We start from the raw sequence: 22,180 nt of genomic DNA on the forward strand, positions 1-22,180 counted from the left end.
CAAACGACTCAGGACCGATAAGCTCGCCGCAATAACTCGGGGAGGAAGTCGATGGTCCTGCGCCGTTCCGTGCTGGGGCTGCTGCGTGCCGCCACATGTCTGGCGGTCCTGGCGATCGCGGGCAGTCCGGGGTCGTCGCCGGCTCAGGCCGCCGGCTGGCCCGAGCGGCCCATCACCCTCCTGGTGCCCTGGGCCGCGGGCGGCGGCACGGATGCGACGGCCCGCATCATCGGCTCGCTGCTGGAGAAGGAACTCGGGCAGCCGGTCAACGTGGTCAACCGGGTCGGCGGCAACGGCGTGGTGGGCCACACGGCCATCGCCAGGGCGGCGCCCGACGGCTACACCCTCGGGCTGGCCACCGTGGAGATCGCCATGCTCCACTGGCAGGGGCTCACTCCGCTCACCCACAAGGACTTCACGCCGATCGCCCTGATGAACCTCGATCCGGCGGGTGTGCAGGTGCGGCAGGACGCGCCCTACGCGACCCTCAAGGACCTCCTGGCGGACATCAAGAGCAATCCCGGCAAGCACAAGGCGTCCGGGACGGGCCAGGGCGGCATCTGGCACCTCGCGATCGCCGGCATGCTGGACAGCCTCGGCGCGGATCCGGCCTCGGTCCCCTGGGTTCCGAGCAATGGTGCGGCGCCCGGCCTGCAGGATCTGGTGGCGGGCGGCGTCACGATCGTGCCGTGCTCGATCCCGGAGGCGCGCTCGCTCATCGAGGCCGGCCGGGTGAAGAGCCTCGCCATCATGGACGAGGCGCCAAACCCGATCTTCCCGACCGTGCCGACCCTGAAGGCGGAGACGGGGAGCCCCTGGGCCATCGGCGCGTGGCGCGGGGTCGTGGCGCCCAAGGGGCTGCCCGACGAGATCGCCGCGAAACTGACGGCGGCCCTGGAGAAAATCTACAACGGCAAGGACTACAAGGAGTTCATGGGCGGGCGCGGCTTCGGCATCCGGTACGCCGCCGGAGGCGACTTCCGCACCTTCTGGGAGAAGAGCGACGCCGATCTCGGCGCGGTGATGAAGAAGGTCGGCATCGCCAAATGAGCGTCCGCTCCGCGTGAGCGCCAAGGAGCCGGACGATGCGTCTCAACGATGCGGTGATCGGGGGTCTGCTCCTCGCGCTCGCGGTCGCGGTGTTCCTCTCCGCCCGCACCTTGCCCGACGTGCCGGGGCAACGCTACGGGGCGGCCGTGTTCCCGATGCTCGTCGCCTGCGGGCTCGGCGGCTGCGGGCTCGCGCTGACGCTGGCGGGCCTGCGCCACTGGGAGGGCGCCGTTACGCCGGCGCCCTGGATGCGCTCGCCGGCGGCCTGGGGGCGGCTATCGGCCACGCTGCTCCTCATCCTGTTCTACATCGCCGCCGCCGAACCGCTCGGCTTCCTGCCGGTCGCGTTCGTCGTGCTCTTCGCCCTGATTGTCCTCCTCGGCGGGCGCTGGTGGGTCGCAGCCCTGGTCGCGGCCCTCGTCGCGCTGGTCGTGGCGAAGAGCTTCGGCTCCCTCCTGCTCGTGCCGCTGCCGCGCGGGCTCCTGTGGCTCTGACCTCCGGCTCGACATGAACGCGATCGGCCAAGCCTTCGAGCTCGTCCTGCGCTGGGACGTCCTGAGCGTGATGGTGCTCGCCTCGGCCTTCGGGCTGTTCGTCGGCGCGACGCCGGGGCTCACCGCCACGATGGCGATCGCGCTTCTGGTGCCCATCACCTTCTTCATGGAGCCGATCCCGGCGATCGGCGCGATGGTGACCTGCTCGGCCATGGCGATCTTCGCCGGCGACATCCCGGCCGCCTTGCTGCGCATCCCCGGCACGCCCGCCTCCGCCGCCTACGCGGACGAGGCCTACGCCATGACGCGCAACGGCCAGGCCGAACTCGGGCTCGGCGCGAACCTGTTCTTCTCGGCGCTCGGCGGGCTGTTCGGCACCGCAATCCTCATCGTGGCCGCCCCCTGGCTCGCCGAGGCCGCGCTGAAGTTCTCCTCGTTCGAGTATTTCTGGCTCGCCCTGCTGGGCCTCACCTGCGGTGTGTTCATCGGGGCCACGAATCCGGTCAAGGGGCTGGTCAGCCTGTTCATCGGCCTTCTGGTCTCGACGGTGGGCCTCAACAATCCGGCGGGCGTGCCGCGCTTCACCTTCGGCGACGTCGACCTGATGGGCGGGATCGAGTTCATCCCGGCGATGATCGGCTTCTTCGCCGTCTCGGAGGTGCTGCGGGCGGTGGTCGCCGACATCCGGCTCGCGGGCGTGCCGCAGCTCATCCGGGGCAGCCTGTTCCAGGATTGGGGCCGCCTGTTCGTCCAGTACTGGCCGCAGCAGCTGCGCGGCAACATCGTCGGCACGATCATCGGCGCGCTGCCCGGGGCCGGCGCCGACATCGCCGCCTGGGTGAGCTACGCCGTCTCCAAGCGGTTCTCGAAGACACCGGAGAAGTTCGGCACCGGCCACGTCGAGGGCATCATCGAGAGCACCTCGTCGAACAATGCGGCTCTGGGCGGCGCCTGGGTGCCGGCGCTGGTCTTCGGCATTCCGGGCGACAGCATCACGGCCGTGGTGATCGGCGTCCTCTACATGAAGGGCATGAATCCCGGCCCGACCATGTTCCTCAACAACCCGCAGAACATCTACGCGGTGTTCATCATCTTCATCCTGGCCAATCTCCTGATGATCCCGTTTGGCTGGGCGGCGATCAAGGGCGCCAAGGAGATCCTGCGGGTGCCGCGCCACATCCTGATGCCCTGCATCCTGATCTTCTGCATCGTGGGCGCTTTCGCGGTGAACAACAGCGTGTTCGGCGTCGTCGTGATGCTGGCCTTCGGGGTGCTCGGCTTCGTCATGGAGGAGAACGGCATCCCGGTTGCGCCGGCCATCCTCGGGATCGTGCTCGGGTCGATGGTCGAGGAGAATTTCGTCACCTCGATGATCAAGGCGAACGGCGACCTCGCCGCCTTCTTCGAGCGACCGATCGCGGCGGGGCTCGGCATCCTGACCATCCTGGTCTGGCTCTCCCCGCTGATCCTCTTCCTGTGGCGCCGGCGCGGTTCCGCTCCCCTTCCGGGCGGCTCGTCCGCGCCGTGAGCCGACCCGGCTCGCGCCGCAGGCTCAGCCGTGCGCCTGCCGGATCATCGCGGCGGCCCGCTCCCCGATGACCGCGCAGGGCGCCTGCGTGTTGCCGGCCGTCACCCGCGGCAGGATCGAGGCGTCCGCGACGCGAAGGGCGTCGATCCCGTAGACCTTCAGCGCGCCGTCGACGACGGAGAGCGCATCCCGTCCCATCTTGGCCGTGCAGCTCTGGTGCCAGTAGGTCACGGCGGCGTCGCGGACGAAGTCCTCCAGGTCTGCGCCCCTGAGGTCGCCGGGCAGGGCCTCGCGGCGGACCAGCGACCGGAACGCGGCCGCGTTGCCCAGGGTGCGGCACAGCTCGACGCAGGCGCGGGCGGTCCTCATATCGGCAGGATCCGACATCATGCCGGCGTCGATCGCGAGCGGCGCGAGCGGATCGGCGCTCCGCAGGCGCAGGCGGCCGCGACTCGCCGGATGCGCGAGACCGGCGAACATCGTCCAGCCATGGGCCGGCACGGTCCGCGCCGCCGTCCGCTCGCTCGGGACCGGAAACTCGACCTGGCAGAAGAGGAGGTCGGGCGAGTCGAGGTCGGGACGGCTCTTCCAGTAGAGCGTCGCCTCGCTGCCGCTGTTGCGGGGTGCGAGCGGCTCCGCGTACTCCCAGAGGCAGCCGAAGGAGACATGGTCCTGCAGGTTGCGTCCGACGCCGGGCAGGTGCTGCACCACCGGAATCCCGTGGCGGGCGAGGTCGGCCGCATCCCCGATGCCCGAATGCATCAGCACCTTCGGCGTCTGAATCGCGCCGAGGCACAGCACGACCTCGGCGCGCGCCCCGATGGTCAGGGTCCGGCCCCCGCGCAGGATCTCGACCCCGGTCGCGCGCCGCCCCTCGATCCTGACCCGGCGCACGGTCGTGTCGGTCAGAACCGTCAGGTTGGGGCGATCGAGCCAGGGGCGGAGATAGGCCCGGTAGAGCGAATGCCGCCGGCCGTCCCGCATCGTGAGGTCGGTGATCGCCGCTCCTCCGGCCCCCTCCATCATCTCTCCGTTCGGGTGGTCGAAGGTCGGGATCCCTAGGTCCCGGGCCGCGTCGAGCATCGCGTGGGCGAGCGGGCTCGGATCCGGGGCGGGCTGCACCCAGACCGGGCCGGAACTGCCGCGGTAGCGGGGATCGGGGGTGCCCCGCCAGGTCTCGATTCGCCGATAGAGGTCGAGGACGGCCTCGTAGCCCCAGCCCGGATCGCCCGTCTCCGAGGCGAAGAAATCCCAATCGCTCCGATGCCCGCGCGCCCACACCATGACGTTGATGCTGGACCCGCCGCCGAGCCCCTTGCCCATGGACATGGACAGCGCGCGACCGTTCAGGTGCGGGTTGGGCTCGGCCTGGAACCCCCAATCCCGCTCGCTGCCGAGATTGGCCGGCCACAGGGCAGGGTCGAGCACGGTCTCGGCCTCGTCGCTGCCGCCTGCCTCGATCAGCAGGACCTGCGCCTGCGGGTTCTCGGCGAGGCGGCGCGCCACCACCGAGCCCGACGCTCCGGCTCCGCAGACGATGAAGTCGTAATGGCTCTGCAGATCGGCCGTGAGCCGCGTCTGATTGTCGTGGGCTCGCCGCAGGAAATCGCCGTCGGCGGAGGAATCGCTGTTCATCTCGGAAAAGTCCTTTCGCGTGTGGGAAGCGTGTCGGGCGGGCAGCGCGGCTTTGCGGCCGGGCTCGACGGGCCGGGCCTGCGCCGAAGGCGGCGGGGACGCGTGCGACGGGGCGCTTGGCCGACGGCGACCCGCATGGGGCGGCTGACGACCGCGAGGCGGTGATCCATTGAAGCGTGGAGCATCGGACGACGACGTGATCGCCAGCCCGCCGCAGGCGAAGCGGTACTGTCAGGGATCGGGAGCAGGTTTCGCGCGCCGCGATCGGGTCCTGCTCCGGCGAGGCTCGCGCTCAGCCGTTGCGAAACAGATAGCTGTAGCCGTTCAGGGCTGGCACGCCGCCGAGATGGGCATAGAGGACCCGGGATCCCGCCGGGATCGTGCCCTCCCGGATGAGTTCGATCATGCCGTGCATCGACTTTCCCTCGTAGACGGGGTCGGTCAGCATGCCGTCGAGCCGGGCCGCGAGCCTGATCGCCTCGAGCGTTCCCTCGGAGGGCAGGCCGTATTTCGGGGCGGCGAAGCGCGTGTCGAGCACGATGTCAGCCTCGGTGATGTCGCGGCCGAGACCGACGAGTTCCGCCGTGCGCTGGGCGATCCGCCTGATCTGGTCGTGGGTCGTCGCCGGCGCCGCAGAGGCATCGATGCCGATGACGCGCTCGGCGCGGCCGTCGGCGGCGAAGCCGACCACCATGCCGGCCTGGGTGGAGCCCGTGACGGAGCAGACCACGATGTAATCGAAGCTGAAGCCGAGCGCGGCCTCCTGCGCCCGCACTTCCTCCGACCAGTGCACGAAGCCGAGACCGCCCAGCTTGTGATCGGAGGCGCCGGCCGGGATCGCGTAGGGCTTGCCCCCCGCCCGGCGTACCTCCTCCATGGCCTCCTCCCAGGACGGTCTGAAGCCGATGTCGAAGCCCTGCTCGACCAAGCGGACGTCGGCGCCCAGGATGCGTGAGAGCAGGATGTTGCCGACCCGGTCGTAGACGCCGTCGTACCAGTCGACCCAGTTCTCCTGCACGAGGCGGCACTTGAGGCCGAGCTTCGCGGCCACCGCCGCGACCTGGCGCGTGTGGTTCGACTGCACGCCTCCGATCGACACGAGGGTGTCGCAGCCCTGCGCCAGGGCTTCGGGGATCAGGTATTCGAGCTTGCGCGTCTTGTTGCCGCCGAAGGCCAAGCCCGAGTTGCAGTCCTCCCGCTTGGCGAAGATCTCGACCCGGCCGCCCAGATGGGCCGTGAGCCGGTCCAGGCGCTCGATCGGGCTCGGCCCGAAGGTGAGCGGGTGACGCGCGAAGCGATCGAGCCGCAGCGTTCCGGGTCGGTCGGCGCCCGTGGCCGAGGTGGGAGCAGTCGCGGTGGTCATGGGTGCACCCGTTCTTCGAGGAGCCTCAAGTCTACGCGATCCCCGATTGCGGCGGGTTGTGATTGTGAGCAATTCATGATCGTTGGATTGCTCCTAGATCCCGACCATGAGCAATCGGAATGCGAAAATCGCCTCCTCGCAGCAATTCCTCGCCGCAATCCCCTCCGCCTGCCGTCGCGCTGGACCGCATCGATCGAAAGATTCTCGATCTTCTCCAGCGGGATAGCCGGATCACCAATCTGGAGCTGGCCGGGCGGGTCGGCCTCTCGCCGGCGCCGTGCTCACGGCGCGTGAAGCGCCTGCACGACGACGGCTTCATCAGCCGGGAGGTGGCGATCGTCGATCCGGCGCGGGTGGGCAACACGCTGATCGCCTTCGTGAGCGTGGAGCTCGACCGGCAGCGGGAGGACGTGCTCGCCACCTTCGAACGCAAGATGGCGGCGCAGAAGGTCGTGCAGCAATGCTACTTCATCTCGGGCGAGAGCGACTACCTGCTCGTCGTCGCCTGCCGCGACATGGAGCATTACAATGCGTTTGTGCGCGAGGTGCTTGCCAATGAACACAACATCCGGCGCTTTCGCACCAGCTTCAACCTGAACCGCGTGAAGTACGAGACGGCGATCGATCTCGAGGCCGCGCTCGACTGACCTGCGCGGCGGCACGAGGCGAAGGTTCGGCCCGGATCGGCCCGGCCGGTCGCCGCGTTCACAGGAGGCAGCAACCGACGCCACGCACCCGCGTTCGCGACGAAACAAGAGACGACATCGGAGGAAACGTCATGGCCGACCAGATCACCGGCTCGGGGACGACGCCATCGTCCGCGACGGCCGCGAGCGGCAGCGATCACCCGCTGCACAGCCCCGACCAGATGCTGAGCCTCTGGACAGGCTGGATGGAGCAGATGTCGACGGCGCCGCAGGCGCTCCAGCCCCCGGTCTGGCCGGCCGCCCTGCCGCCGGTTCTGCTGGCCGAGGATGCGCTCGCCCGTCGCTTGGCCGAGGATCCCCTGCTGCGCTCGATCGACCAGATCTGGAACGCCAATCCGCTGCGGGAGGTGGTGCCGATCGACTGGGCGGGAATTGCCTGGGCGCTGCGGACGGTCTGGCTCCGCTCGATGAACAGGTCCGAGGCGGCCGCCTCCCTGTTCGATTTCGGCCAGGGCGTGTGGCGGTCGCTGCTCACCACCTGGGACGAGGCGGGGCGGCACTGGCTCGGCCTGTTCGGGCTCGCCCCGGACCCGGCCCCCACAGGCCGGTCCGACAAGCGGTTCGCCGCCCCGGAATGGCGGACCAACCCGGCCTACCTCGCCCTGAAGGAACTCTATCTCCTCGCCTCAGACTGGCTCCTGGAACGGGGCGACATCGACGATCTCGACCCGGCCGAGCGGCAGCGCCTCACCTTCCACCTGCGGCAGTTCGTCGATGCGATGAGCCCGGCGCTGGTGCTGACGGCGAACCCCGTCGCCCTGCGCAAGGCCCTGGAGACCGGCGGGGCGAGCCTGGTCGACGGCGCCCGTCACCTCGCCGAGGACATCGCGGCCGGTCGCCTCAGCATGGTCGATGCGAACGCCTTCGCCCCCGGCCGCAATCTCGCCCTCACGCCCGGCAAGGTCGTCCACCGCAATGCGCTGATGGAGCTGATCCAGTATGCGCCCGCCACCGAACAGGTCCGGCAGGTCCCGCTGCTCATCATCCCGCCCTGGATCAACAAGTACTACATCCTCGACATGCAGCCCAAGAACAGCATGGTGCGGTACTTGGTGTCCCAAGGATTCACGGTGTTCCTGATCTCGTGGCGGAACCCCGACGCCTCGATGGACGGGACCGGGATCGAGGACTACATCGATCTCGGTCCGCTGGCCGCGAGCGAGGTCATCCGCGAGATCACCGGAAGCGAGACGGTGAACGCGATGGGCTATTGCATCGGCGGGGTACTGCTCACACTCACGCTCGCCGTTCTGGCGGCCAAGGGCGATGCGCGGTTCAGGGCGGCGAGCTTCATGGTCTCGCCCCAGGATTTTTCGCGGATTGGCGACACGGCCGTGTTCATGGACGAGCCGACCCTCGACCTCGTCGAGCAGCAGATGATGGAGCGCGGCTACCTCGACAGCCGGGCGATGAGCAACATGTTCAACCTGCTGCGCTCGAACGACCTCATCTGGTCGAACGTCGTCAACAACTATCTGCTCGGCAACAGGCCGCCTGCCTTCGATCTTCTCTACTGGAACAGCGACAGCACGCGGATGACCCGTGCGGCGCATAGCTGGTACCTGCGCAACACCTACGTCGAGAACAACCTGATCGTGCCGGGCAAGGTCAGCCTCAAGGGCGTGTCCATCGATCTCGGCCGCATCCGGCAGGACACCTACGCGGTCGGGTGCGAGAAGGACCACATCGTGCCGTGGGACTCGGCATGGCGCATCTCGCAGCTGTTCGGCGGCGCCGTGCGCTACGTCCTGGCATCGAGCGGCCATGTGGCCGGCATCATCAACCCGCCGGGCGGGAAGGGCGAATACCGGACCGCCCCGGAAGGCAGCCCGAGCGCGACGCCGCAGGACTGGCTGAAGAGCGCCGAGCGGCACAGCGGGAGCTGGTGGCCGGATTGGTCGGCGTGGCTCGCGGCACGGTCCGGCCCCCTGACGGCACCGCCGTCGCTCGGCAGCACGCGGCACCCGCCCCTGGAGGACGCGCCGGGCAGCTACGTGCTGCAAACCTGACGCTCGCCGCAAGGAGTCTGTCGTGCCGGTCCGGCCCGCGCCATCCAGTCGCCGCCGACGCTCTGCCGGCGGACGGCCACAACGGTCGCGACGATCTCGGCCTCGCCGGATCGTCGCGCCGCGATCGGCGCCCCTCCGGCCGTCAATCCGGACGATGAGGTCGCATCATCGCGAGAACGTCGCTCATCAGCGGACGTGAGCGCGGGTCCGGGTCGATGCAGAGCTGCGCGATCCTGCGGAGGGCCGGCACGTCATGCCCCTCCGGCATCCGCGCCAGGAGCTCACCGAGGAGGATTCCCCAGGCTCGCACCTCGATCCGCTGCAACGCGGATCCGCGCGCGCCGCCGGGCAAGGCAGAGGCCGCACCGAAGTCGCTGAGCACGCATTCGCCGGTCCGGCCGTCCCACAGGATGTTGTGGCCGTAGAGATCGCCGTGCAGCACGCCGCGCGCGTGAAGATGAGCCGCACCCGACGCCGCGCCCGACGCGATGCGCAGCGCGCTCTCCCGCGTGAGCGTCAGGCCGGGATCGTACGTGTCGCGACTGCAACTTGCGAGACTCGGCGGCCCGGCGAGGACGCGCCAGCCGGACGGCATCAGGGGCATCAGCAGGCCCTCGAGCCCTTCGGGATGTCCGCTCAGGCGCCCGAGCGCCCCGGTGAGACGAGGATGGTTCCCCGCCGCGAGGCAGGCCGCCATCTCGCGCTCGGGCAGGCCATCGCTCGTCATCGCCCCCTTGAACAGCTTCAGCGCCACGTCGCGGGGCGGCTCACCGGTCGGAAGAGACCAGATCGCGCGGTGCACCCAGCCCGACGCGCCTTCCCCCAGGCGCTCCTCGCACGCTACGTGGTCCCAGGGCACGTCCGGGATGGCGCTCGCCTCCATCGGCGGTTCGCAAGGATTGCCGGACCACGACACCCAGGCGAGGCGGGGCAGGTCGACCAGCCAAGGCGGCAGCGCCCTGAAGTCGTTGGCTGCGATCCTGAGCAGTTCGAGGTTTGGGGCGCCCGCGAGTTCATCCGGCAGCGCCCGCAAGCGGTTGCCCGACAGCATGAGCTTCTGGAGGTGAGGGCGCTCGCCGAGGGCCCGGGGCAATCGGTCGATGAGGTTATCGGTGAGCGTCAGCCAGCGCAGCGAAGGGGGCAGGGCCTCCCCGGGCACCTCGCGCATGCCGACGCTCCGAAACCCGATCTGGCTGAGCGACGGACACGCGCCGAGGACGGGCGGAAGCCGCTCGAAGCGGTTCCCTGAGCAAAAAAGGACGCGCAGCTTTCGCAAGCGGCAGAGATCATCGGGCAGTGCCGTGAGCCCGGCACCAGTGAGATCGAGGAGTTCGAGGCTGTCGCCGAGGCCCAGGATCTCGCGCGGGAATTCAGCCAAGCCGGGCCCGAGGCGGAGTTCCCGAGCGCCGGCGAGTTCTCCTGCGCGGAGGGCCTTGAGGGTGCGCAGAGTTGCAGCTTCGGCTGACACGATCGGGGAGTACCGGGAACGGGGCCTCGTCACGGCGCGCATAGCCACTCCGTCGTGGACTGGCTAGGGCGATGACCGCGCCCGGCACGCTCGACGAGGCGCCACCTCCGGACCCGCGATCAGGGCCGCCCGGATGCCCTCGTATCACGCCACCGCGGACATCACCTCGGCAGGCCGGATTCTGGTCCTCGTCCGGTCGGAATCCGGAACGGGCGCCCTCGCCGACGCACGCTCGACGGCTCTGACGACCTGATCCGGTGCCAGATGATGGATCATGTGCCCCTGGCCCGGTACGGCGATGAATTCACTGTTGGCGAGTTCGTGGTGCAGCCGCTCCGATTGCCGGTGGACATCCGCGATCTGGTCGTCCGCGCCCGTGATGATCACCACCGGCAGCGTCAGATCGCGGTAATGCGCCTGAAGCTCCACCGTGACGGGCGTCATCAGCGCCGCATCCTCGGCCGCAGCCCGGAGCTGCGAGGGACGCAGCATCAACGCCTTCGGCATCTGCGCGTCGAATCGCGCGGGCACGTCGGCGGGCGCGAACATCGCCTTGATCAGGCCCGGCAGGATCCGGCGAGCGATCAACGGCGACACGGTGTAGCGCATCGCGTCGCCGAGCACCGGGATCGCCGGCGGCGAGAACAGGACCACGTCGGCCCGCAGGGTGGGATAGTAGTAGCCCGAGGCGAGCACGAGGCTGCGCACGAGGTGGGGCGCCTGCAGCGCGAGCGCGACGGCGACCAGGCTGCCCCACGAATGCCCGAGCACGACAGCGCGCGACACCCCGAGACGCTCCAAAGCCGTCTGGAACAGGGTGGCGTGGGCCCTGGGTGTCCAGAGAGCCCGCGGCCGCGCGCTGTAGCCGTAGCCGGGCCGGTCGATGAGGATGACCCGATGACGCTTGGCGAGGTCGTCGACGATGCCGCTGACCAGGAAGTCCTGGATCAGGGTGCCGTTGCCGTGGATCAGCACCAACGGCTCGCCCTGCCCCCGTTCCAGGTAGTGCAGACGCACGCCGTCGACCGTCATGAAGCGCCCGACGGGCGGGTGACGCCGCTCGGCCTCCCGGGCCTTCTTGAGGTTGTACAACGCCGAGGCGCCGAGAGCGGCGGCCGAGCCGATCAGGGCGTGCGTCAGCCATCTCCGGGGTGTCTTAGGCGGGGTCGTGGTGAAGGCGTTGTCGACGTGCATGCATCCTCGCTCGGTCCGGGCTGGACCAAGCCGAGGAACCGCCGATTGTTCCGTCATGCCGGAGGCTGCGCCATCCTGTTCGGCTGGATGTCCGGCCCTTCAGGTTGCGACTATCGAACATGTTGCTGTCACGAACACTTGCGCGCAGGGTGTGGGTGCGTGGCCTCATCTGAGCTGATCTGTGCTTGCTCTCTGTCACGCTCGGCCCTGAGTTCTCGCTCCGCCATCAGCCAGAACACGATCTCGAAGCCGTCGGGCCGGTGGTTGCGTTCCCAGAGGTCGTAGGCGCGAGCGCGGATCTGCTCGAAGGTGATGTCGCCCGGGGTCGTCATCGCGTCTCGCCCAATCCTGAGCCGGTCGGAGCGGGTCCTCCCGCAGGGATGACCCGGAGCGGCAACTCGGGCACCGGGGCACGGGTTCTGACGTCGTTGCCGTCTACGGCGTGGGGTCCGCGAGACGCCCGACGCGGGGCTTGACCGGCGCACCGCAGCCCGCCCGGATATGGCCGGCGAGACCTGAGACAGGAGACCGCCATGCGTGAGCACCGCTTCGGACCGTCGGACCGGCCGGTCCCGGTCGTGGGTCAGGGGACGTGGTACATCGACGAGGCCGAGCCGCAGACGGCGGTGGCCGCGCTGAGGCGCGGCATCGCCCTCGGGCTGACCCACATTGACACCGCCGAGATGTACGGCGACGCCGAATTGGTCGTCGGCGAGGCGATCAGCGGCATGCGGGACGAGGTCTTCCTCGTCTCGAAGGTCCTCCCGAACAACGCGTCGGCGAAGGGCGCGGTCGCCGCCTGCGAGCGTTCGCTCGCCCGCCTCAACACCGACCGGCTCGACTGCTACCTGCTGCACTGGCGGGGCTCCATCCCGCTCGCCGACACCGTGGCGGCCTTCGAACGGCTTCGCGAAGCCGGCAAGATCCTGTCCTGGGGCGTCAGCAACTTCGACGTCGAGGATCTCGATGCCCTGCTGGCATTGGCGGGGCCGGGGCGGATTGCCTGCAATCAGGTTCTCTACCATCTCGAGGAGCGGGCGATCGAGCATGCGGTTCTACCCTGGTGCCAGCGGAACGGCGTGGCCGTCGTCGGCTATTCGCCCTTCGGCCACGGCCGCTTTCCCGCTCCGGCCTCCGCGGGCGGACGCGTGCTGTCCGAGATCGCGGCGACGCACGCGGCATCCCCGCGGCAGGTGGCGCTCGCCTTCCTGACGCGAGACGACGGCCTGTTCAGCATCCCGAAGGCATCGGACCCGGCTCACACCGAGGAGAATGCGGGCGGTGGGACCCTGCATCTCACCCCGGCGGAGGTGGAGCGGATCGAGGCGGCCTTTCCGCGCGGCCCAAAGCCGCGCAGCCTTCCGATGCTCTGAGCCGGCCTCGCTTCGGAACGGCGAGGGTCGGTGCCGCGTCGCAGACGGGCGCCATCGCAACAGTGTCGACCCTGACGGCAGCGCAAGGTTGCCGCCATTGTTCCACTGTCGGCAATAATGCGTTGTTCATTCTGACGATTAACGCATCCCACCTGAACACTGATGATGTCTCCAACGGGCGACGACGTGCTTCGACGCCTCGCACAGGAGACCATCCATGAAACGGCTATTGCTGTCCCTGATGCTGGCTACGGCCGGCACCATCCTTCCGCCTCAGGCCAAGGCGGACCCGGCGCAAACGATTGCGGCCAACGCGCCGGTCACGGTCCATTACCGCTCCGCGACGGTCGACGGCCTGAAGATCTTCTATCGCGAAGCGGGCCCGGTCGACGGACCGGTCGTGCTGCTCCTGCACGGATTCCCGACCTCGTCGCACATGTTCCGCAACCTGATCCCGACGCTCGCCGACCGGTATCGCGTCATCGCACCGGACTACCCGGGTTTCGGCCAGAGCGACGCGCCCGCCCATACGGCCTTCGCCTACGGCTTCGGACGCTATGCCGACCTGCTGGACGGGCTGCTGAGCCGCATCGGTGCCACATCCTACGCGATGTACGTCATGGATTACGGCGCGCCCGTCGGCTACCGGCTGGCGCTCAAGCACCCGGACCGGGTGAGAGGCCTCATCGTCCAGAACGGCAACGCCTACGACGAGGGCCTGCGGGAGTTCTGGGACCCGATCAAGACCTACTGGGCCGACGGGAGCGCCAGGAGCCGCGAGGCGCTCTCCGGCCTCGTCACGCTCCCGACCACGATCTTCCAGTACACCGACGGCGTGAAGGACATCTCGCGCATCAGTCCGGACAACTGGGTCCACGACCAAGCCCTGCTCGACCGTCCCGGCAACAAGGACATTCAGCTCGACCTGTTCTATGATTATCGCACGAACGTGCCGCTCTACCCCCAGTTCCAGGAATTCTTCCGCACGCGCAAGCCGCCGACGCTGATCATCTGGGGCAAGAACGACAAGATCTTCCCCGAACAAGGAGCCTACCCCTACCTCCGTGACCTGCCCCAGGCCGAGCTGCACATGCTCGACACCGGCCATTTCGCGCTGGAGGACAAGCTCGACGAGATGGCACCCCTCATCCGCACCTTCCTCGACAGGCAGGTGGCGAAGCGCTGACCCCACCCGTCGCGCCGCAGGGGCCGGGGCCGATGCCGCTTCGAGCAGACGCCTCGACAGGACAGGCGGCCTGCGGCACGAGGTGCCTCGCCGCCCGCCCGGTTCTCCCTGCACGACCCGGTCCGTGCCCGGACGCGCGGCCGGGAGCGGACATGATTGAGCTGAGCGGGATCGCGATCATCGGCAGCGGCGGCATCGGCGGCTACCTCGCGGGCGCCCTCGCGCGCGGCGGACACCGGCCGACGCTGTGCGTCCGCACCGCCTTCGACCGACTGGAGGTGACGGAGGGCGGCGAGACCCGCGCCGTGGAGGTGCCCGTGGCCGCGGACCCCGCGGCGGTCGGACCGGTGCGCTGGGTGCTGCTCACCACCAAGGCGCAGGACATCCCGGGGGCAGCACCCTGGCTCGCGACGCTGGCGGGCCCCGGCACCACGGTGGCGGTCATCCAGAACGGCGTCGATCACGCCCGCCGCGCCGCCCCGTACCTGCCGCCGGGCGCGGCCCTCCTGCCGACGATCATCTACTGCGCCGTGGAGCGCACGGCGCCTGGCCGCATCGTCCATCATGGCGGTGCCCGCATGCACGTGCCGGCCGACGAGCAGGGTGGCGCCTTCGCGGAGATCTTCGCCGGCTCCGGCTTCGAGATCGTGCGCGAGGCGGACTTCGTCACCACGGCGTGGCGCAAGCTGCTCAGCAACGCCGTTGCCAACGCGATCACCGCGCTCACCCTGCGGCGGATGACCGTGTTCACGGAAGCCGCCGTGCAGGCCCTCGCCCGGGATCTCATGACGGAGGTGATCGCGGTCGCCCGCGCCGAGGGCGCGCGGATCGCGGCCGAGGACGGCGAGAGGATCCTGGCGAGCTACGCCCGCATGGGGCGGGGCGGGTCCTCGATGCTCTACGACCGCTTGGCCGGGCGCCCGCTGGAACACGACTTCATCTCCGGCGCGGTGGTCGAAGCCGCGGGGCGGCACGGGATCGACGTGCCGCTGAACCGCGCCGTCCTGGCGCTGCTCGTCGGGGCGAGCGGCCATCCCCTGGACGGGAGTGCCTGACCCCCGCGCCTCAGCGCCTGACCGCGACGGAGATCCGCGTCCGGCTCACGAAGGCTCGCGGCGCCGGTCTCCGGGAGACCGACCACCCCCGCTGTCCCAAAGGTAGGGTGACACATCAAGCGAAGCGCCGAAGTGTCCATCAGCCGAACTCGGCCGTACGGATGGTACAATCCGCGCCAGATCCCGGCATCTGCTTCCTCACGGAATCTGTTCTGCCTCGACATGACGAAGCGTTTGCACCTGCTGGCATCCGCCATCGGCGCGACGTCAAGAATTTTGCCGAGCCCGGACCCGCGATCGATCCCCGTATGGCGTGAATTCGGCCAGCCTTCCCCGCAGACGCTCCCCGGTCGATGTGGTAGGGTCCGATACAACAACCGGCTCGCCCGTTCGGCCGGCCCGGGAGGAATGCCGATCCACGGACGCAGGCTTGCGCGCGCTCGTCGTCCGACGCGGCGCGTCGTCCGTGCCGACGCGCCGTGCGGTCGACCGCCGGCCTGCGTCGCGCGGAGCGCGGTCCGGTCGGCCATTCCCCGGCGTCGTTCCGGATCGGCAACGCTTGCATCGTCCTGCGAGGTCACATGACGATCACCAAGTTCGGCATCGGCCAGCCCCTGCGGCGCGTCGAGGATGCGCGCCTTCTCACGGGCGCCGGGCGGTACGGCGACGACCACGTCCCCGAGGCCTGTCTGCACGCGGCCCTGCTGCGCAGCCCGCACGCCCATGCCCGCTTCCGCATCACCGACCTCGACACGGCCCGCGCCATGCCCGGCGTGCACCTCGTGCTCACCGCCGCCGACGTCGCGCATCTCGGCGCGATCAAGTGTCAGGCCCCGGTCCCGAACGATGACGGGAGCCAGAACCATCTCGCCCACATCCCGGTGCTCGCGAGGGACACCGCGAAGCATGTTGGCGACGCGATCGCCTTCGTGGTGGCCGAGACCCTGGCGCAGGCCCGGGACGCCGTGGAGGCGATCGGCATCGCATACGAGGTCCTGCCGGCGGTGGTCGGCATCCGCAAGGCCCTGGCGAGCGGTGCGGCGAGCGTCTGGGACGAAGCGGCGGACAATGTCGCCTTCGATGCGAGCCTCGGCGACAGGGCCGCCACCGATGCGGCCTTCGGGACGGCAGCGCGGGTCGTGCGCATTGAACTCGAGAACCAGCGCGTCGTGACGAACTACATGGAGACGCGCAGCGTCGTCGCCGAGTCGGACGGCGCGACGGGGGGCCTGACGCTCACCATCCCGAGCCAGGGGGTGCACGGCCTGCGCGACACCCTCGCGGGTGTGCTGGGCGTCGCGAAGGAGAGCCTGCGCGTGATCACCGGCGACGTCGGAGGCGGATTCGGCACCAAGACCTTCACGTACCGCGAGTACCCGCTCGCGGCCGAGGCGGCGCGCCTGCTCGGCCGGCCGGTGAAGTGGGTCTCGGACCGGGGCGAACACTTCCTCGCCGACTCGCAGGGGCGCGACAATCTCTCGGTCGGCGAGGTGGCGCTCGACGGCGAGGGCCGCTTCCTCGCCATGCGCTTCGACGTGGTGGGTGATCTCGGCGCCTACCTGTCGCAGTTCGGCCCCTACATCCCGTATCTCGGGGCCACCATGCTCACCGGCGTCTACCGCACGCCGGCGCTGCACGTGCGGGTGCGCGGCGTCTACACCAACACGGTGCCGGTGGATGCCTATCGCGGCGCGGGCCGGCCGGAGGCGGCCTACCTCGTCGAGCGGCTCGTGGACCGGGCCGCGCGCGAGACGGGGCTCGGCCAAGCCGAGATCCGCCTGCGCAACTTCATCCCGCCGGATGCCATGCCGTACACGACACCGATCGGCGACCGGACCTACGACACCGGCGATTTCGCGGCGCATCTGGGCCGCGCCCTGGAAGCGTCCGACTGGGCCGGGTTCGAGGTGCGCCGCGAGGACTCGCATCGCGCCGGCCGCCTGCGCGGCATCGGGCTTGCGACCTACATCGAGTGCACGGCCTGGGGCGAGGGCGAAGACGTCAGGATCACCCTCGACAAGGACGGCGGCGTCACCGTCTACGTGGGCACGCAGTCGAACGGGCAGGGGCACGCCACCGCCTACGCGCAGTTCGCCGCGGAGCAGTTCGACCTTCCGCTCGAGCGGATCCGGGTGGTGCAGGGCGACACCGCGCAGGTCGCGACCGGCGCCGGCACCGGCGGCTCGCGCTCGATCCCGGTCGGCGGCATCTCCGTCGACGCCGCCTCGAAGGATCTCGCCCGCAAGATCAAGGAACTGGCCTCCGAGGAGTTCGAGGCCGGCATCGGCGACATCGAGATCGCGCAGGGCGCCGTGCGCATCGCCGGCACCGACCGGACCCTCGACTTCGCGGCTCTGGCTGCGCTCCCGCGCGCCACCGCGGCGATGCTGACCGGGCGCGGCGACTTCGTGCCCCCGAGCGCGACCTATCCGAACGGCACCCATGTCGCCGAGGTCGAACTCGACCCCGACACCGGGACGACCCGCATCCTGCGCTACACGGTGTGCGACGATTTCGGCCTGACCGTGAACCCGCTCCTCCTCGCCGGTCAGGTGCACGGCGGGGTGGCGCAGGGCATCGGACAGGCGCTGCACGAGCGCACCGTCTACGACACGGCGGGGCAGCTCCTCACCGCCAGCTTCATGGATTACGGCCTGCCGCGGGCTGAGGACGTTCCGTCCTTCCACTTCGAGACGAAGAACGTGCCCTCGACCACGAACCCGCTGGGCATCAAGGGGGCCGGCGAGGCGGGTTCGATCGGCTCCTGTCCCGCCGTGATGAACGCGGTCGTCGATGCCCTCGACCGGGGCGCGGGCATCCGCGACATCGACATGCCGGCGACACCCGCCAGCATCTTCGCGGCCCTGCGGGCGACGCGTCGGGCCGCAGCCTGAGGCGTCTCCTCGCGGGGATCCGCTGCGGATCCGGGGGACGAGGGCGACGGCCGCCGTCCCGCGTCGGCCGTGCGGACGGGTGGGGCGGGGGCTCACGGCAACTCGCCGCGCCGCCGCTTCTCGGCGTCGTCCCAGGCGGTGAGCGGCTGGTAGTCGGGCACGAAGCCGAGCCCCTTGCGGACTCGCGAACCGTCGACGGGCTCCGGCACCGTGGTGCCGGCGCGGGCGCCGCCCGCGAGCTGCCGCGTGCCGGCGATGTGCCGAAGCGCGGGCCCGGAAGGGCTTCCGCGAGGGCGATCGGGCTCACGACGCGCGGCCGGAGAGGCCCCCGTCGACGGGCAGGCTCACGCCTGTGATGTAGGCGGCCTCGTCGGAGGCGAGGAACAGGGCGGCGTTGGCCACGTCCCAGGCGGTGCCCATCCGGCCCATCGGGCAGGCCTCGTCCCGGGCCTTCACCATCTCGGCGGCATCGGCGTACTGGCCGGAGATCTGCTGGAAGATCAGCGGCGTGTTCATCAGCCCGGGCATGATGGCGTTCGCCCGGATGCCGTCGCGCGCATATTGCAGCGCGAGCCCCAGGGTGAAGTTGTTCACCGCCGCCTTGGCGGCGTAGTAGGCCGCATAGGGATAGCCGGTGTAGCGCACCGCCGCGATCGACGAGACGTTGACGATCGCCCCCGATTGCCGCGCCAGCATGTGCGGCAGCACGTGCTTGCAGGTGAGGAAGCAGCCGGTGACGTTGAGGTCGAGCGTCCGGTGCCACGCCGCCTCGTCGAGTTCGACGGGGCCGCCCATCTGAGCGTAGCCGACGTTGTTGTGCAGGATGTCGATGCGGCCGTGCTGCTCCGCAACCGCATCCACCACGGCCCGGACACCGGCGGAGTCGGTCACGTCGCAGGAGGCGGCCGACGCGCGGTGGCCCTCCTGCGCGATGATCCGCACGGTCTCCTCGGCGGCCTCGCGGTTGATGTCCACGCAGACCACCCGGGCGCCGTGGCGCGCGAAGGTGACGGCGGTGGCCTTGCCGTTGCCCCACCCGGGTCCGACCGAGCCGGCCCCGAACACGATGGCGACCTTGTCCTGAAGACGCATGCGGACGATCCGATTGTTGGCGTGTGACGAGAGGTGAGGGGCGCCGCTCACCCGAGCTTGCCCGTGGTCGATGCGAGCAGCGCCGACGCCCCGTCGCCGTAGCGCTTGTGCCAGTCCTAGTAGCGGGGCCGTCCCGAGCGTCCTGCATAGCAAGGTCCAGAGCAGGGAGGGAGGCACGGGGATCTTGAAGCCGCCGACGTCGTCGGGCGTGCGGATCGGCTTCGTCGAGGAGGTCGTCTGCCGGAAGCCGTGGTTGGACGAGTTGTCCATGCAGACGAGGAGGGCCGGCCCTCGATCGGCATGCCGAAGCCGCGCTCCAGACTGGCGAGCCAGGTTCGCCCCGCTCCAGGCACGGCTTGGCCCTCGGATGCGCGCAGATCGGTCGCGGACGCCATCGCTGACATCGTCTTCCTCCCGTGACCGTTCCCCCAGGCCGCCGAGGGCGCGGGCTCTCGCGAACGGGAACTCTCGCCCGCGCCCATCGCGGCGCCATCCGCGACGAACGACGGCCGCGCCGTGGCGCGATGCAGCGATTGGTGAAACGATGCCCAGACGCGGGCGTCCGATCCACAGGCCGTCCCGCACCGGATTGCTCGCCGTTTCCTGACCTGGCCGTTCTTGGTGGTCCTGGCAGGTTACCCGAGGCGCTGGTGCGGGACATGCGACATCGGCGTAGCGATGCGTGAGGAAAACTCACAGCTGCGCCCGGGCTCTCTCGGTCGCCGGAAGGATACGCCGTCGTGCCGCTCGCGCGCTTGCCGCTGAACGCCCCCCGGGCCTGCGAGGTCGCGACCCGGCTCGGCAGCATGAGCGCAGCGGCGAGCGAACTCGGGGGCACGCACCGCGCGGTGAGCCACCGCATCAAGGCGCTCGAAGCGCAGTTCGGGCTACCTCTGCTGCAGCGGCAGCCGCGCGCGGTGGCGCTGACTCAGGAAGGCGCCCAGCTCGCCGCCAGCCTGGGCGAGGCATTCGACCAGATCCACCTCGCCGTCTCGCGCGTCAAACCCGGGCCGCTGACGCTGTCCTGTTCAGCCAGGATCATGATGTACTCTTGTGAAGGGCGAGGTCCGCGCCGGGCACCTCATGGCCCCGTTCGGTTTCACTCCCGGACCGCACCGCCTGCCATTGTGGATCGCCGAGCAGCTGCGATCCCGGGCCGACCTGAGATGCCTCGTCCGGTGGCTCGAGGGCGAGATGAACCGGGCCGCCGGCGCATGATTGCTGATCGACGGTCGATTGGCTTCGGACGAACGCGTGAGATCATGATCGAGGCGTGCGGCCTCACTGTTCAGGAGCCTCGTTGATTCGAAAGCTGGAGGAGATGAACTCTGGCAGAGGCGGACACGTTGTCGGCCCTGAGCCACCCTCTGGTTCAGAGTGACCAGATCCAGGGCACCGTCGTTTCCGATGCCGGTGGACACCGGAGCGCAGCCATCAAGCGCCGCGTGACCGAGACGGTCAGCGGCCACGTCGCCTGCGCGGTCACGCCGGTCGGTGGATTTCTGGGATCAGGCTGCAAGCTCTCCGACCACCACAGCCCGATACCGCGCCGGCCGATCCTGCCACGCGATCCAGAGATGCATCTTCAGGAGCCGCTTCCGCACCCTGATGCACCGGGCAGGCGCAGGGCAACAGCACGCCGCACGGCCCGGCTGGCCCCGGTTGAGGATCGCAGGCTCTAGCGAGCATCCGTGTGCGTCGCGAGCCAGAGAACGTGACGGCGGCCGCTTCGTCCATTGGCGTGAACGCGGATCTCGTCGACCGCAAACCCCGTGTTGCGCAGTCGAGCTTTGAACTTCCGGTCCGGCCCACCTGACCAGACGCCCAGAATGCCCTGGGGGCGCAATGCGTAACGGGCCCGCTTCAGGCCCCACACGTCGTACAGGCGATCATTCTCGACGCGGGTCAACCCTTCGGGTCCGTTGTCGACGTCGAGCAGGATCGCGTCGTAGTACGCCGGAACTTGCTGGATCACACGCTTCACGTCGGCTTCTCGGATCTCGACGCGCGGATCATCAAGGCTTCCTGCAAACAGGTGAGCCAGCGGGCCACGGGCCCAGGCCACGACCGCAGGCACCAGTTCCGCCACCACGATCCGCGCTTCCGGCCCGAGTGCGTCGAGCGCGGCGCGCAAGGTGAAGCCCATGCCCAGCCCGCCGATCAACACCCTGGCCGCGGGGCGGCCCTTGAGGCGAGCGCAGGTGAGGGCGGCCAAGGCTGTCTCGGAGGTGCTGGCACGATTATTCATCAGCTCGATCGCGCCGACACAGATCGTGTACTCGCTGCCGCGCTGCATGAGGCGCATCGGCTCGCGCTCGCCGGGAATGACGGCAGTGTCGAGCTGAACCCATGGCGTCACGGGGCGAGCCTCCAATGGTCAAAGGGTGGATTGGACAGGCGGAGAGTGGCTTGAGCGATCAAGGGGCAGGTGGTCCGGCCGAGGAGCGCGCCTTGCAAGCCACAGGACTGAGCGCCGGACAAGGCCCCTGGCCGGGCGAGAGGCTGGCCAGACCGCAGGATCCTTCGAGGACGGTGGGGGAGGGGGCCAGTGGCAATGTCGGGCTGCATACCCCCTGGGTGATGCAGACCATGTGGAGTACGCGACTCCAAGGCCAACACCACTCCGACATTTTTTTGGAACGGCAAAGTTTGCTGTCGTGCCTGCTGTTCGAGTGCAGCGAGGTAAGCGTCGGGATCGTGGCGGAAGTGAACCGCTCCGGGTTTCCCGAAGGCCGTTTGGTTTGAGTCAGGCGGCCAGGGCTGGCTCCTGCGCCTGGGCATAGTAGCGCGCTTCCGCCTCGGCGGGAGGCACGTTGCCGATCGGGTCGAGCAGCCGGCGATGATTGAACCAGTCGACCCATTCGAGGGTGGCGAACTCCACTGCCTCGACGCTGCGCCAGGGACCGCGCCGGTGGATCACCTCGGCCTTGAACAGGCCGTTGATCGTCTCGGCCAGAGCATTGTCGTACGAGTCCCCGACACTGCCGACTGAAGGCTGCACGCCGGCCTCCGCCAGCCGGTCGGTGTACCGCAGAGCGAGGTATTGCGACCCACGATCCGAGTGATGCACGAGCCCGCCCCCTCGAACAGGGCGGCGCTCGTGCAACGCCTGCTCCAGGGCGTCCAGCACGA

At 69.5% G+C, this 22,180-nt stretch carries 18 protein-coding genes and 1 pseudogene; 10 read left to right on the top strand and 9 right to left on the bottom strand.

All coding sequences use genetic code 11. The annotated features are described in order from the left end of the window. Positions 1 to 51: 51 nt before the first annotated feature. From MFF61_RS26395 to MFF61_RS26405, 3 genes are read left to right on the top strand one after another with little or no spacing between them, the layout of a single operon-like run. On the top strand, positions 52 to 1,050 hold the full coding sequence (locus MFF61_RS26395) for a tripartite tricarboxylate transporter substrate binding protein (protein ID WP_238240672.1): 999 nt from the start codon (positions 52 to 54) through the stop codon (positions 1,048 to 1,050). A gap of 35 nt (positions 1,051 to 1,085) precedes the next feature. Then, on the top strand, positions 1,086 to 1,544 hold the full coding sequence (locus tag MFF61_RS26400) for a tripartite tricarboxylate transporter TctB family protein (RefSeq protein ID WP_238240673.1): 459 nt from the start codon (positions 1,086 to 1,088) through the stop codon (positions 1,542 to 1,544). Between the two features lie 13 nt (positions 1,545 to 1,557). Beyond that, the gene (locus tag MFF61_RS26405) at positions 1,558 to 3,072 is read left to right on the top strand and encodes a tripartite tricarboxylate transporter permease (protein WP_238240674.1); all 1,515 of its coding nucleotides are present in this window, start codon (positions 1,558 to 1,560) and stop codon (positions 3,070 to 3,072) included. A 24-nt stretch (positions 3,073 to 3,096) separates the two neighbouring features. Here MFF61_RS26405 and MFF61_RS26410 read toward each other — a convergent pair whose 3' ends face one another. Then, the gene (locus MFF61_RS26410; protein ID WP_238240675.1) at positions 3,097 to 4,707 is read right to left on the bottom strand and encodes a GMC family oxidoreductase; all 1,611 of its coding nucleotides are present in this window, start codon (positions 4,705 to 4,707) and stop codon (positions 3,097 to 3,099) included. Between the two features lie 292 nt (positions 4,708 to 4,999). Then, positions 5,000 to 6,070 (bottom strand): 1-aminocyclopropane-1-carboxylate deaminase, encoded by a 1,071-nt coding sequence (locus MFF61_RS26415; protein ID WP_238240676.1) that lies wholly within the window; start codon positions 6,068 to 6,070, stop codon positions 5,000 to 5,002. A gap of 119 nt (positions 6,071 to 6,189) precedes the next feature. On the opposite strand from MFF61_RS26415, the gene MFF61_RS26420 reads away from it, so the two are divergent. Beyond that, positions 6,190 to 6,717, top strand: a complete 528-nt coding sequence (locus tag MFF61_RS26420; RefSeq protein ID WP_283206038.1) for an Lrp/AsnC family transcriptional regulator — start codon at positions 6,190 to 6,192, stop codon at positions 6,715 to 6,717. A gap of 131 nt (positions 6,718 to 6,848) precedes the next feature. Next, the gene (locus tag MFF61_RS26425) at positions 6,849 to 8,786 is read left to right on the top strand and encodes a PHA/PHB synthase family protein (RefSeq protein WP_238240678.1); all 1,938 of its coding nucleotides are present in this window, start codon (positions 6,849 to 6,851) and stop codon (positions 8,784 to 8,786) included. A gap of 142 nt (positions 8,787 to 8,928) precedes the next feature. Here MFF61_RS26425 and MFF61_RS26430 read toward each other — a convergent pair whose 3' ends face one another. The 3 genes from MFF61_RS26430 to MFF61_RS26440 all read right to left on the bottom strand — a co-directional run bounded on the left by MFF61_RS26430 (position 8,929) and on the right by MFF61_RS26440 (position 11,780). After that, positions 8,929 to 10,296, bottom strand: coding sequence for a leucine-rich repeat-containing protein kinase family protein (locus MFF61_RS26430; RefSeq protein ID WP_238240679.1), 1,368 nt, complete (start codon positions 10,294 to 10,296; stop codon positions 8,929 to 8,931). A gap of 102 nt (positions 10,297 to 10,398) precedes the next feature. Then, positions 10,399 to 11,448 (bottom strand): alpha/beta fold hydrolase, encoded by a 1,050-nt coding sequence (locus tag MFF61_RS26435; protein WP_238240680.1) that lies wholly within the window; start codon positions 11,446 to 11,448, stop codon positions 10,399 to 10,401. Positions 11,449 to 11,576: 128 nt separating this feature from the next. Next, positions 11,577 to 11,780, bottom strand: a complete 204-nt coding sequence (locus MFF61_RS26440; RefSeq protein WP_238240681.1) for a DUF2934 domain-containing protein — start codon at positions 11,778 to 11,780, stop codon at positions 11,577 to 11,579. A 201-nt stretch (positions 11,781 to 11,981) separates the two neighbouring features. Between MFF61_RS26440 and MFF61_RS26445 the strand changes: the two genes are divergently transcribed. The 4 genes from MFF61_RS26445 (at position 11,982) to MFF61_RS26460 (ending at position 17,956) form a co-directional block, all read left to right on the top strand. Beyond that, positions 11,982 to 12,821: an aldo/keto reductase gene (locus MFF61_RS26445; protein ID WP_238240682.1), complete on the top strand. Its 840-nt coding sequence runs from the start codon at positions 11,982 to 11,984 to the stop codon at positions 12,819 to 12,821. A gap of 217 nt (positions 12,822 to 13,038) precedes the next feature. After that, the gene (locus MFF61_RS26450; protein WP_238240683.1) at positions 13,039 to 14,007 is read left to right on the top strand and encodes an alpha/beta fold hydrolase; all 969 of its coding nucleotides are present in this window, start codon (positions 13,039 to 13,041) and stop codon (positions 14,005 to 14,007) included. 152 nt (positions 14,008 to 14,159) lie between these two features. Beyond that, positions 14,160 to 15,062, top strand: coding sequence for a 2-dehydropantoate 2-reductase (locus tag MFF61_RS26455; RefSeq protein ID WP_238240684.1), 903 nt, complete (start codon positions 14,160 to 14,162; stop codon positions 15,060 to 15,062). Between the two features lie 581 nt (positions 15,063 to 15,643). Continuing rightward, complete coding sequence (locus tag MFF61_RS26460; protein WP_238240685.1) at positions 15,644 to 17,956, top strand: xanthine dehydrogenase family protein molybdopterin-binding subunit; 2,313 nt, start codon at positions 15,644 to 15,646, stop codon at positions 17,954 to 17,956. Positions 17,957 to 18,259: 303 nt separating this feature from the next. Here MFF61_RS26460 and MFF61_RS26465 read toward each other — a convergent pair whose 3' ends face one another. Both MFF61_RS26465 and MFF61_RS33930 read right to left on the bottom strand, forming a co-directional pair. Next, complete coding sequence (locus MFF61_RS26465) at positions 18,260 to 19,048, bottom strand: SDR family NAD(P)-dependent oxidoreductase (protein WP_238240691.1); 789 nt, start codon at positions 19,046 to 19,048, stop codon at positions 18,260 to 18,262. Positions 19,049 to 19,183: 135 nt separating this feature from the next. Next, positions 19,184 to 19,318 (bottom strand): annotated as a pseudogene (locus MFF61_RS33930) (hypothetical protein); the annotation flags it as partial. 470 nt (positions 19,319 to 19,788) lie between these two features. Here MFF61_RS33930 and MFF61_RS26475 point away from each other — a divergent pair. Next, positions 19,789 to 20,352, top strand: a complete 564-nt coding sequence (locus MFF61_RS26475) for a LysR family transcriptional regulator (RefSeq protein ID WP_238240686.1) — start codon at positions 19,789 to 19,791, stop codon at positions 20,350 to 20,352. Positions 20,353 to 20,726: 374 nt separating this feature from the next. Here the strand turns inward: MFF61_RS26475 and MFF61_RS26480 are convergent, their stop codons facing one another. Together MFF61_RS26480 and MFF61_RS26485 are read right to left on the bottom strand one after the other, a co-directional pair. After that, on the bottom strand, positions 20,727 to 21,407 hold the full coding sequence (locus MFF61_RS26480; protein ID WP_238240687.1) for a spermidine synthase: 681 nt from the start codon (positions 21,405 to 21,407) through the stop codon (positions 20,727 to 20,729). A gap of 387 nt (positions 21,408 to 21,794) precedes the next feature. After that, positions 21,795 to 22,180 (bottom strand): integrase core domain-containing protein (locus MFF61_RS26485; RefSeq protein WP_238240688.1); only part of this gene is annotated, 386 nt, incomplete at its 5' end.

This window comes from Methylobacterium isbiliense (assembly GCF_022179325.1).
GTDB classification, from domain to species: domain Bacteria; phylum Pseudomonadota; class Alphaproteobacteria; order Rhizobiales; family Beijerinckiaceae; genus Methylobacterium; species Methylobacterium isbiliense.

What these genes read in the sequence shown, in the direction of transcription:
- MFF61_RS26395 (WP_238240672.1), top strand. Translation starts at nt 52, where the DNA reads ATGGTCCTGCGCCGTTCCGTGCTGGGGCTGCTGCGTGCCGCCACATGT.
- MFF61_RS26400 (WP_238240673.1), top strand. Translation starts at nt 1,086, where the DNA reads ATGCGTCTCAACGATGCGGTGATCGGGGGTCTGCTCCTCGCGCTCGCG.
- MFF61_RS26405 (WP_238240674.1), top strand. Translation starts at nt 1,558, where the DNA reads ATGAACGCGATCGGCCAAGCCTTCGAGCTCGTCCTGCGCTGGGACGTC.
- MFF61_RS26410 (WP_238240675.1), bottom strand. Translation starts at nt 4,707, where the DNA reads ATGAACAGCGATTCCTCCGCCGACGGCGATTTCCTGCGGCGAGCCCAC.
- MFF61_RS26415 (WP_238240676.1), bottom strand. Translation starts at nt 6,070, where the DNA reads ATGACCACCGCGACTGCTCCCACCTCGGCCACGGGCGCCGACCGACCC.
- MFF61_RS26420 (WP_283206038.1), top strand. Translation starts at nt 6,190, where the DNA reads ATGCGAAAATCGCCTCCTCGCAGCAATTCCTCGCCGCAATCCCCTCCG.
- MFF61_RS26425 (WP_238240678.1), top strand. Translation starts at nt 6,849, where the DNA reads ATGGCCGACCAGATCACCGGCTCGGGGACGACGCCATCGTCCGCGACG.
- MFF61_RS26430 (WP_238240679.1), bottom strand. Translation starts at nt 10,296, where the DNA reads ATGCGCGCCGTGACGAGGCCCCGTTCCCGGTACTCCCCGATCGTGTCA.
- MFF61_RS26435 (WP_238240680.1), bottom strand. Translation starts at nt 11,448, where the DNA reads ATGCACGTCGACAACGCCTTCACCACGACCCCGCCTAAGACACCCCGG.
- MFF61_RS26440 (WP_238240681.1), bottom strand. Translation starts at nt 11,780, where the DNA reads ATGACGACCCCGGGCGACATCACCTTCGAGCAGATCCGCGCTCGCGCC.
- MFF61_RS26445 (WP_238240682.1), top strand. Translation starts at nt 11,982, where the DNA reads ATGCGTGAGCACCGCTTCGGACCGTCGGACCGGCCGGTCCCGGTCGTG.
- MFF61_RS26450 (WP_238240683.1), top strand. Translation starts at nt 13,039, where the DNA reads ATGAAACGGCTATTGCTGTCCCTGATGCTGGCTACGGCCGGCACCATC.
- MFF61_RS26455 (WP_238240684.1), top strand. Translation starts at nt 14,160, where the DNA reads ATGATTGAGCTGAGCGGGATCGCGATCATCGGCAGCGGCGGCATCGGC.
- MFF61_RS26460 (WP_238240685.1), top strand. Translation starts at nt 15,644, where the DNA reads ATGACGATCACCAAGTTCGGCATCGGCCAGCCCCTGCGGCGCGTCGAG.
- MFF61_RS26465 (WP_238240691.1), bottom strand. Translation starts at nt 19,048, where the DNA reads ATGCGTCTTCAGGACAAGGTCGCCATCGTGTTCGGGGCCGGCTCGGTC.